The organism is Streptomyces sp. LUP30, assembly GCF_001746365.1.
In the GTDB taxonomy this organism is placed as follows: Bacteria; Actinomycetota; Actinomycetes; order Streptomycetales; family Streptomycetaceae; genus Streptomyces.
Genome location: NZ_MJAJ01000125.1, coordinates 1 through 656, shown reverse-complemented (window position 1 = coordinate 656; position 656 = coordinate 1). Strand labels below are relative to the sequence as shown.

Annotated in this window: 2 rRNA genes; both read left to right on the top strand. The window is 59.9% G+C overall.

Annotated elements, in window-relative coordinates:
- Nucleotides 1-150, top strand: a 16S ribosomal RNA gene (locus tag BG482_RS39920); the annotation flags it as partial.
- Nucleotides 151-464: 314 nt separating this feature from the next.
- Nucleotides 465-656, top strand: a 23S ribosomal RNA gene (locus tag BG482_RS39915); the annotation flags it as partial.

Here is a 656-nt window from a genome sequence, read left to right as displayed (position 1 = left end):
ACACCGCCCGTCACGTCACGAAAGTCGGTAACACCCGAAGCCGGTGGCCCAACCCCTTGTGGGAGGGAGCTGTCGAAGGTGGGACTGGCGATTGGGACGAAGTCGTAACAAGGTAGCCGTACCGGAAGGTGCGGCTGGATCACCTCCTTTCTAAGGAGCACTTCTAGGCAGCCGCAAGGTTGTCCAGAGGCCAGTTCATCGGCGAACGTCCGATGCTGGTTGCTCATGGGTGGAACGTTGATTATTCGGCATTCTCAGTCATCTCGGGCTGCAAGTACTGCTCTTCGGAGCGTGGAAAGCTGATCACGAGTGGCAGGGGTGTCGGGCACGCTGTTGGGTGTCTGAGGGTGCGAGCGTTTGCTCGTCCTTCTGATGCCGGCCCCAGTGAACTCGGATCGTAAGGATCCGGGGTGATGGGTGGCTGGTCGTTGTTTGAGAACTGCACAGTGGACGCGAGCATCTGTGGCCAAGTTTTTAAGGGCGCACGGTGGATGCCTTGGCACCAGGAACCGATGAAGGACGTGGGAGGCCACGATAGTCCCCGGGGAGTCGTCAACCAGGCTTTGATCCGGGGGTTTCCGAATGGGGAAACCCGGCAGTCGTCATGGGCTGTCACCCGCTGCTGAACACATAGGCAGTGTGGAGGGAACGCGGGG